8 protein-coding genes (1 of these 8 cut by a window edge) are annotated in these 10,000 nt (G+C 38.2%); all 8 read right to left on the bottom strand.

Annotated elements, in window-relative coordinates:
• A protein-coding gene (locus MKX65_RS00040; RefSeq protein ID WP_340901700.1) for an HD-GYP domain-containing protein crosses the window boundary here: on the bottom strand, positions 1–844 show its 5' portion. Its footprint begins 254 nt before the window's first position; the window shows 844 of its 1,098 coding nt (coding positions 1–844); it begins with the start codon at positions 842–844; the stop codon falls past the left edge of the window.
• An 88-nt stretch (positions 845–932) separates the two neighbouring features.
• A complete protein-coding gene (gene gyrA / locus MKX65_RS00035; protein ID WP_340901699.1) occupies positions 933–3,437 on the bottom strand; it encodes a DNA gyrase subunit A in 2,505 nt (834 codons plus the stop codon).
• An 88-nt stretch (positions 3,438–3,525) separates the two neighbouring features.
• Positions 3,526–5,448 carry a DNA topoisomerase (ATP-hydrolyzing) subunit B gene (gene gyrB, locus MKX65_RS00030; protein WP_160547742.1) on the bottom strand — a complete coding sequence of 641 codons (1,923 nt, stop codon included), beginning with the start codon at positions 5,446–5,448 and terminating at the stop codon, positions 3,526–3,528.
• Positions 5,449–5,574: 126 nt separating this feature from the next.
• Entirely contained in the window at positions 5,575–5,799 is a 225-nt protein-coding gene (remB, locus tag MKX65_RS00025) for an extracellular matrix regulator RemB (protein ID WP_340901698.1), read from the bottom strand.
• Positions 5,800–5,808: 9 nt separating this feature from the next.
• Positions 5,809–6,927, bottom strand: coding sequence for a DNA replication/repair protein RecF (gene recF, locus MKX65_RS00020; RefSeq protein WP_340901697.1), 1,119 nt, complete (start codon positions 6,925–6,927; stop codon positions 5,809–5,811).
• A 68-nt stretch (positions 6,928–6,995) separates the two neighbouring features.
• Positions 6,996–7,208, bottom strand: a complete 213-nt coding sequence (gene yaaA / locus MKX65_RS00015) for a S4 domain-containing protein YaaA (RefSeq protein WP_160547692.1) — start codon at positions 7,206–7,208, stop codon at positions 6,996–6,998.
• A 128-nt stretch (positions 7,209–7,336) separates the two neighbouring features.
• Positions 7,337–8,473 carry a DNA polymerase III subunit beta gene (dnaN, locus tag MKX65_RS00010; RefSeq protein ID WP_340901695.1) on the bottom strand — a complete coding sequence of 379 codons (1,137 nt, stop codon included), beginning with the start codon at positions 8,471–8,473 and terminating at the stop codon, positions 7,337–7,339.
• A gap of 180 nt (positions 8,474–8,653) precedes the next feature.
• Positions 8,654–10,000, bottom strand: coding sequence for a chromosomal replication initiator protein DnaA (dnaA, locus tag MKX65_RS00005; protein ID WP_340901693.1), 1,347 nt, complete (start codon positions 9,998–10,000; stop codon positions 8,654–8,656).

Here is a 10,000-nt window from a genome sequence, read left to right as displayed (position 1 = left end):
AAGGAGACTGTTTTTTTCGATACAATCGTTGTGATGTCATTGCGTGGAATGTGTCAGCTACTCCAATAATTTTTGCATACTGGTGGATTTTCTGTCCCTTTTCTCCTAACGGATACCCACTTCCATCCAAACGCTCATGATGCTGGAAGATAGCGATTTTGCCAGCCTCTCTAATGAAAGGTGTACTTTGAATAAGTCTATAGCTATTCGTCGGGTGGTTCTTCACTTCTTGATACTCCTCTTGAGTAAGAGGTGTTTTTTTATTCAAGATACCTTCAGAAAGCTTTGCCATTCCACAATCGCTTAAAGCTCCAGCCAAAGCAACCTGAACAATTTCACCTTTATTAAAACCTAGCTTCTTAGAGATAAAACTGCTAATTAACCCAACCGCAACCGCATGCTGGTATAAATAGTCTTCCTCAGTTGAAAAGTGGTGAAGTTGAAAAAGGTCTACTTGATTGTGATCTATTTTTTCAATTAACGGAAATATAATGCTACGTACCTTTGTAACATCTACGGGTAAGCCTGCTTGCCAGCTTCGAAACTCTTTTTTAAAGCTTCTTGATGCTTGGAGAAAGAGTTCTGTGAATGTAAGTTCCCTTTGCTCTTCATTTTCCTCACGACTAACTTCTTCATCATCCAAAAGAATCTCATTTGGAATAAAAGGGTGACCGCTAGAAAGAGTCTTTTCAACCTCTAGTTCCGGTACTAAGAAGGCTTTTAATACCCCAAGCAATTCGGAAGTTAACACTGTTTTCTTTTGGACAATTGACCGGCCTGAAGACCCAACAACATCTTCAGAAAGAATGCACCCTTCTTGAACTTCTTTTATAAGAACTCGCACTAATTACACCCTCTAGTAATAATATTCTTAGTCTATTTTACCTAATTCATAAAAAAAGAGGAACATAATAATGTCCCTCTCTTTCAAATTATTCTTCATCCGCTGGTTCAACGTCATTTAACTCTTCATCTTCACCAACGATGATTTCTTCTTTTTCTTCTTCTTTTTCAACCATCGCTACAGTTGCTACGAATTCTTCTTCTGATTCATTCAACCTGATCAATCTCACACCTTGAGTATTTCGTCCCATTGTTGAGATATCACTTACCGCCATACGTATTAAGACTCCACCTGTAGTAATTAACATGACATCTTCTTCACCTGTTACAGCCTTCATCGCAACTAGACTTCCGTTTTTATCTGTAATGTTACATGTTTTGATTCCTTTACCACCACGGCCCTGGATTCTATACTCTTCGGCAGGTGTACGTTTACCATATCCATTCTTAGTAACAATTAATATCTCTGTGTTTTCTTCAAGTACTTCCATTCCAACAACTTCATCTGTTTCATCAATGTTAATTCCTTTAACACCAGTTGCTGTACGGCCCATAGAACGAACATCCGTTTCAGGGAAACGAATGAGTAACCCATTCTTCGTTCCAATAATGATTTCTTTGCTGCCATCTGTAAGACGAACAGAGATTAATTCATCTTCCTCACGTAGGTTCAAGGCAATTAAACCATTGTTACGAATATTAGCAAAGGAAGTGAGTGGAGAACGTTTCGATATTCCTTCCTTGGTAGTAAAGAACAGGAACCAGTCATCTACAAACTCTGAAACAGGGATAATGGCATTCACCCATTCTCCTTTATCGACTTCAAGAAGATTGATGATAGGAATTCCTTTTGCTGTTCTTGAGAACTCAGGAATTTCATATCCTTTTGAGCGATACACTTTCCCTTTGTTTGTAAAGAAAAGAATGGTATCATGTGTAGACGTTGTAACAAGATGTTCAACGAAATCATCCTCATTCGTTCCCATTCCTTGTATTCCGCGACCTCCACGCTTCTGCGCACGATAGGTTGAAACCGGAAGACGTTTGATATATCCATTATGAGTTAACGAAATAACGATATTCTCAACTGGAATTAAATCCTCATCTTCAATATTTTCCACTCCACCCGTTACAATTTCTGTACGACGGTTATCGTTGAAGCGTTCTTTAATTTCTGTTAGCTCTTCTCTAATGATTTCAAGAACCTTTTCTTCATTTGCTAAAATTTCCTTTAGCTCAGCAATCAGCTTCACAAGGTTTTGATACTCTTCCTCGATTTTTTCGCGTTCTAATCCTGTTAAACGCTGTAATCGCATATCTAGAATCGCCTGTGCTTGCTTTTCTGAAAGCTGGAAGGTAGTCATTAAGCCTTCACGAGCAATATCCGTTGTTTGAGAGGAACGAATTAAGCTAATAACCGCATCTAGGTGATCTAACGCAATTCGTAATCCGTCCAAAATATGTGCTCGTGCTTCCGCTTTTCGTAATTCAAATTCTGTTCTTCTACGGATGACTACTTTTTGGTGATCCAAATAATGAACTAAACACTGCTTTAGGTTTAAGACCTTAGGCTGTCCATCCACTAAAGCTAATGTGTTGATTCCGAAACTAGTTTGTAGAGCTGTTTGCTTATAGAGATTATTCAATAACACATTGGCATTTGCATCTTTACGAACCTCAATAACAATACGCATACCTTTTCTATCTGATTCATCACGTAGATCTGTTATACCATCAATTTTTTTCTCACGAGCAAGCTCAGCAATTTTTTCAATTAGTTTTGCCTTGTTTACTTGGTATGGAATTTCATTAACAATAATAACTTCCTTGCCATTTGCTTTTTGTTCAATGACAACCTTTGCTCGTAATGTAATAGAACCTCTGCCTGTTTCGTAAGCCTTTCGGATTCCACTTCGGCCGAGTATTAGTCCTCCAGTTGGAAAATCGGGACCAGGAATGATCTCCATGAGCTCCGCCGTTGTAATTTCAGGATCTTTACTTACAGCTAATACACCATCAATGACTTCACCTAATTGGTGCGGGGGAATATTAGTTGCCATTCCAACTGCAATTCCTGTGGTTCCATTGACAAGAAGATTCGGGAATCGAGCAGGTAGAACAACTGGCTCCTTTTCTTCTCCATCATAGTTGTCTTGATAATCAATCGTGTCTTTATTTATATCTCGCAACAGTTCCATTGAGATTTTTGACATTCTTGATTCTGTATAACGCATCGCTGCCGCTGAATCTCCATCAACAGATCCAAAGTTTCCATGGCCATCAACAAGCATGTACCGGTAGTTAAAATCCTGAGCCATACGTACCATTGTTTCATAGACCGCTGAGTCTCCGTGTGGATGGTATTTACCTATTACATCCCCAACGATACGAGCAGACTTTTTATATGGCTTGTCAGAATGCATTCCAAGGTCATGCATGGCATATAGAATACGACGGTGAACAGGCTTTAATCCATCTCTAACATCTGGCAAAGCACGGGAGACGATTACGCTCATCGCATAGTCTAGGAATGAAGTCTTCATTTCTTGGCTTATATTAATTTCTTTAATTTGTGAATTTGGTGTTTCAGCCAACGTGTGTACCTCCTTTAAAGCTAATGATGATTCTTTGTAAGCCTTCTATGAAAAGAAAAGGAGGATAGTGGTTACCCTCTACCCTTTTTTAAATATCTAAGTTTTTCACGTATTGTGCGTTTGCTTCGATAAAGTTACGACGTGGCTCTACTTTATCTCCCATTAGCATTTCGAATGTTTCATCGGCTTCAATGGCATCTTGAAGACTAACCTGCAACATGGTTCTAGTGTCAGGGTTCATAGTTGTTTCCCAAAGCTGATCAGGGTTCATTTCACCTAAACCTTTGTAACGTTGAATATTAGGTTTCGGTTGACTCGGAAGCTCTGCGAAAATACGGTCTAATTCCTTATCGTTATAAGCATATTCAATGCGTTTCCCTTGTTGAACCTTGTATAACGGTGGCTGAGCGATATAAATATAGCCTGCCTCTAAGATTTGTCTCATATATCGATAGAAGAATGTTAGAATCAGTGTTCGAATATGCGCACCGTCAACATCTGCATCCGTCATAATGACAACTTTATGGTAGCGAGCTTTCGAAAGATCAAAGTCTTCGCCAATCCCTGTTCCGATGGCTGTAATCATGGCACGAACTTCATTATTTGAAAGGATTTTATCCAATCTTGCTTTTTCTACGTTAAGGATTTTCCCTCTAAGTGGAAGAATCGCTTGGAAATGACGGTCACGTCCTTGTTTTGCTGACCCACCCGCAGAGTCTCCCTCAACGATATATATCTCACTGATTTCAGGATCTTTAGAAGAGCAGTCAGCAAGCTTACCAGGTAAGCTAGATACCTCTAGGGCACTCTTTCGACGTGTTAACTCTCTCGCCTTTTTGGCAGCTAAACGGGCTCTTGCCGCCATTAAGCCTTTTTCTACTATTTTCCTAGCAACTGTAGGGTTTTCAAGAAGAAACTTATCCAGTGCCTCGGCAAAAATCGTATCTGTTGCTGCTCTTACCTCTGAGTTACCAAGTTTCGTTTTGGTTTGGCCTTCAAACTGTGGATCTGGATGTTTGATTGATACGATAGCTGTTAAACCTTCTCGTACATCATCACCAGACAGATTCGAATCGTTTTCTTTTATCTGACCATATTTTCTCGCATAGTCGTTTATGATTCTTGTAAGAGCTGTTTTAAAACCAGATTCATGTGTCCCACCTTCATGGGTATGAATATTGTTCGCAAACGAGTAAATATTACTTGTATAACTATCATTGTACTGAATGGCGACTTCGATGGTAATTCCCTCTTTTTCGCCTTCGATAAAGATTGGTTCTTCATGTAGAACTTCCTTTGATCGATTTAAGTGCTCTACATAAGACTTTATTCCACCTTCATAGTAATACTGGTTAGCTTTATTTTCTTCACGCTTATCTTCAATCGTTATTTTTAACCCTTTGTTTAAAAAGGCAAGCTCACGGATACGATTGGCAAGGGTCTCATAATCATACTCAAGAGTCTCTGTGAAAATTTCTCCATCTGGGACAAAATGAATCGTCGTACCTGTATGGTCTGTTTCTCCGATCACTTCTAAGTCAGCAGCAGGCACTCCACGCTCAAATTTCTGGTAGTGGATTTTCCCTTCACGATGAACATACACTTCTAATAATGTAGATAGCGCATTAACTACAGACGCACCAACTCCGTGAAGTCCTCCAGAAACTTTATAACCTCCGCCACCAAACTTTCCGCCTGCATGAAGGACAGTCATAATGACTTCAACAGCCGGTCTTCCCATCTTTTCATGGATCCCGACAGGTATTCCTCGGCCATTATCAATAACTGTAATACTATTATCCTTTTCAATCACAACATTTATCTCTGTACAGAAGCCAGCTAGAGCTTCGTCAATACTATTGTCAACGATTTCCCAAACTAAATGGTGGAGTCCTTTGACACTTGTGGAACCAATATACATCCCCGGTCTTTTTCTAACGGCTTCAAGACCTTCCAGAACCTGTATCTGATTTTCATCATATGATTGTTCTTGGACTTCTTTTTGTTCCATTGCCATAAACGGTTCACCTACTCTTTCTTTCACAATTAAACGAAAACCAACTGATTTTCGCATACCAAATATATATTTTCACTTAGCAAGAGAACTAAGATTATTCTAATACTGAACTGCTTATTTTTAAGAGCGTTTTTTTAATGTTCCAGATGATAATGGAGAATAATAGATTTTATCCTTCGTGATCACGATAGACTTATATCCACCTTTCGAAAGATCCACAACCACTAAACGATCATTCGTTAATAACTCATTCATCTGTGATGATGAGACGACACTTTCTTTACTTATGATGGCAACGATATCTATTGCTCGTACCAATGTCTCTTCTCCAATATGAACATACATATGACCACCTCATAAGATTTGTTTAATTGTCCCACTATCAACGGTAAAGGTTGACGCTTCTTTAAGCGTTTGATGGTCAATTCCATCCACATTTGTTGTTGTTACAAATGTTTGTACTTTACCCTGAATGGTGTTTAACAAGTGAGATTGGCGATAATCATCAAGCTCAGAAAGAACATCATCTAAGAGTAAAATAGGATATTCCCCAATCTCCGAATGAATAAGTTCAATTTCTGCTAGCTTAACGGATAAGGCAGTTGTCCGTTGCTGACCTTGAGATCCAAACGTTTGTACATCACGTCCATTGACAAAAAAGAGCATATCATCGCGATGAGGGCCAAACAGTGTTGTTCCACGTTCGATCTCTCTTGTTTTTATTTTATCAAATTTATGAGTGAATACTTCTACCATTTTCGACAAATCTTGATCTTCTGATACATCAACAGAAGGTTTATACTCAATCTTTAACGTTTCTAGTCCTCTAGAAATTCCACTATGAATAGGAATGGCCCACTTTTGAAGCATTCGGAGGAATTCATAACGTTTGGCCACGATACGAACAGCCTTATCAATAAATTGCTCCGTTAAAATATCCAACATCGTTTCGTCTGATTGCTTTTTAATCTGCAACATTTTTAAATAATGGTTTCTTTGCTGAAGAATTTTTTGATATTGTCCCATTTCATGAAGATAAATAGGGGATACTTGTCCAATCTCCATATCAATAAATCGCCTTCTAACCTGCGGACTCCCTTTAACGAGTGTAAGATCCTCAGGCGCAAACATAACCACATTCATATTCCCTACATACTGACTTAATTTTTGCTGCTCAAGATGATTGCATTTTGCTTTTTTTCCTTTTTTAGAAATAATCAGCTGCATCGGGAGAGGACCGTGACTTTTTTTTACCCGTCCCTCTATTGTAGCATATTCTTCATCCCAACGAATAAGTTCTTTATCATTAGAGGTTCGATGAGACTTAGCCATGGCTAATACGTAGATAGATTCCATGACATTTGTTTTCCCTTGAGCATTTTCACCTAAGATGACATTAACCTTGTTTTCGAAATTAATAGTCAATTCTTCGTAATTCCGATAATTTTTCAACCCTAAATGCTCAATATACATATTCATAACATCCTTTATCCCTATACAGTAAGCGAGACTTCAACACATTTGTCGAAGCCTGCTTCCTTTTACATGACAATGTATGAACCGATGGTAGGAATTTCAACAACATCTCCAGCTCTAAGCTTTCGACCTCTCCTTTGATCTTGCTCATTATTGACAAATATTTCATGTTCACTTAGGAACCACTTTGCCATTCCTCCGGTATCTATCACACCTGCTAACTTTAAAAATTGACCTAATGTAATATATTCCGTGTCAATTTTCACTTCTTCTCTCAAATAACCTCACTCATTTCTCGTAATTTTTCATGACGAGCGTATTTCGTGTCTACTCTTTATTTTACTAAATATTCGGTTGGTATACAAAGGGTTAAACGAAAAGCCACCAGAAGACTGGCAGCTTATTCTTAATACGTTCTTACAGGTAGAATCAATTGCAGAATAGAATCGTCATTCAAAGGTTGAATAATAAACGGCCTCATTGCCCCTGTAAAGCTAATTTTTATTTCTTGTCCTTCTACAGCTTTTAATGCGTCCATTACATATTTTGCACTAAAAGATATTTTCAACTCTTCACCAGTAATCGCTTGCGCTTGGAGCTCTTCAACTACTTTTCCGATTTCTGGTGTATTTGAGGAAACCTCTATCACTTTTTCTTCAATGGTTGAAAATTTAACTACGTTGTTTCTTCCTTCTCTTGCTAACAAGGAAGCACGATCAATGGATTGTAAGAACTCTTTTGTATTAACGGTTACTTCGGTCTTACTTTCTGAAGGAATCAATCGAGTGGTATCAGGGTAGTTTCCTTCAAGCAATCTTGAGAAAAACAATAGATGCTTAGCTTTAAATAACACTTGATTCTCTGTTATGACAATATCCACTAGGTCATTTGTATCATCTAGTATTTTACTCAATTCATTTAAGCTTTTCCCTGGAATAACGACATTGTAATTGATGTCGTTCTCAATATCGACCTTTGCTTTTCTTAAAGCTAATCTGTGACTATCTGTTGCAATACAGATCAACTCTCCGTTTTCTACCTTCCAGTTTACACCTGTCAACACCGGGCGTGTTTCTGAGGTGGACACGGCAAATACTGTTTGACGAACAAGAACTTTTAAGAGGTCTGTACGAATCTTAAATGCATTTTGTTCTTCAATTTGTGGTAAGTGCGGATACTCTTCAGCATCGAGGCCATTCAAATTAAACTCAGACTTACCTGAACGAATGACGGTTTGAAAGTGATTTTGAACATCTATTTCTACTGTATCTGTAGGTAATTTCTTTACGATTTCACTGAAAAACTTCGCTTGAAGGACGATGGAACCTGTTTGTTTGATTTCGACAAGTTCATCACCAGCTTCTTCTCTAGGTATAAAGGATTCAATGGAAATGTCTGAATCACTACCAGTTAATGTAACACCATCTTCTGTAACGACCATTTTTATACCAGTTAAGATTGGAATAGTTGTTCTGCTAGTTACTGCCTTCATAACATCCTGGACACTTTGAACTAAGCGGTCCCTTTGGATAATAAAACGCATAAAATAAGTCCCCCCGTATGAATGAAATATCAGGTTTATTTATATATTTTTATTATAAAAAAATAGTAGAAGTAATAGTAGGGCCTGTGAGTATGTGGATAACCCTCTTGAACGAAAGGAAACACAGCCTATCCACATGTGGACAGACTGTGAGCAAACGAGTGAAAGTTATACACAGTATTAAATTTTCAAAAGTTCATTAATCTCATTCAATTGTTTTTGGAACTGAGCATCTGCCTGAATAAGCTTTGAAATCTTTTCGTGAGCATGAATAACGGTCGTATGATCTCGACCTCCGAACTCTTCCCCGATTTTCGGAAGGGAGAAGTCGGTTAATTCCCGTGATAAATACATTGCAATTTGCCTAGGAAAAGCAACAGATTTCGTACGCTTCTTTGCTTTAAAATCCTCAAGTTTCACATTAAAATGCTCACCAACGACTCGTTGAATCTCATGAATGGTAATGACTCGTGGTTTCGAACTTGGAATAATATCTTTTAAAGCTTCCGCAGCTAAATCAGCATTAATGTCTTTATTTATTAGAGACGAGTATGCAACGACTCGAATCAATGCACCTTCTAGCTCTCTAATATTGGAATCAATTTGATTGGCTATATATAGCATGACTTCGTTAGGGATATCTAATCCCTCAGCTTTTGCTTTTTTACGAAGGATGGCAATTCTTGTTTCTAAATCTGGTGGTGTGATGTCTGTGATTAACCCCCACTCAAAGCGTGAACGAAGTCGATCTTCAAGAGTCGGAATCTCCTTCGGCGGTCGGTCACTGGATATAACGATTTGCTTACTTTCCTCATGAAGCGTATTAAATGTATGGAAAAACTCCTCTTGAGTTTGTTCTTTTCCAGCAAGAAACTGAATATCATCAATAAGAAGAACATCTACATTGCGATATTTATTTCTAAAATCAACGGCTTTATTGTCTCGAATAGAGTTAATGAACTCATTCGTAAATTTTTCAGAAGATAGGTAAACAACTTTTGCGGATGGGTTATGATCCTGAACATAATGACCAATTGCATGCATTAGGTGAGTTTTTCCTAATCCCACGCCCCCATAAATAAAAAGGGGATTATACGCTTTAGCTGGAGCCTCAGCGACTGCTAGTGAAGCAGCATGTGCAAATCGATTTCCAGAACCAATAACAAATGTATCAAAAGTATATTTCGGATTGAGCATATTTAACGGTAGCTCTTGATGATCGTCATCTTTTATATTGCGTTTTTGTGGAATAGGAATGTCATCTTCCACTTCATTTTGATTTTGAGGAATGATGAATTTAACCCCTAGTTCTTCTCCTGTAATATCGTAGAGAATTCCAGCAATTAATTGCGAATAGCGTTCTTCTAGCCAGTCACGAGCAAATTCATTTGGAGCCGTTACGGTTAATGTATCACCTTGCAAAGAATGGGCTTTAGTAGATTTTAGCCACGTTTCAAAGCTGGGCTTGCTGATTTTTTTCTCTATATTGGCTAACGCGTTATTCCAAAGATCCGAAATATTTTCCAA

The organism is Robertmurraya sp. FSL R5-0851, from assembly GCF_038002965.1.
GTDB classification, from domain to species: domain Bacteria; phylum Bacillota; class Bacilli; order Bacillales; family Cytobacillaceae; genus Robertmurraya_A; species Robertmurraya_A beringensis.
Note: the sequence above shows the minus strand (reverse complement) of the source record. Positions and strands in the feature narration are given on the sequence as shown.

Bases quoted from the DNA above. Each gene is read 5' to 3' on its own strand.
- gyrB (WP_160547742.1), bottom strand. From the start codon at position 5,448: ATGGAACAAAAAGAAGTCCAAGAACAATCATATGATGAAAATCAGATA.
- remB (WP_340901698.1), bottom strand. From the start codon at position 5,799: ATGTATGTTCATATTGGAGAAGAGACATTGGTACGAGCAATAGATATC.
- dnaN (WP_340901695.1), bottom strand. From the start codon at position 8,473: ATGCGTTTTATTATCCAAAGGGACCGCTTAGTTCAAAGTGTCCAGGAT.
- recF (WP_340901697.1), bottom strand. From the start codon at position 6,927: ATGTATATTGAGCATTTAGGGTTGAAAAATTATCGGAATTACGAAGAA.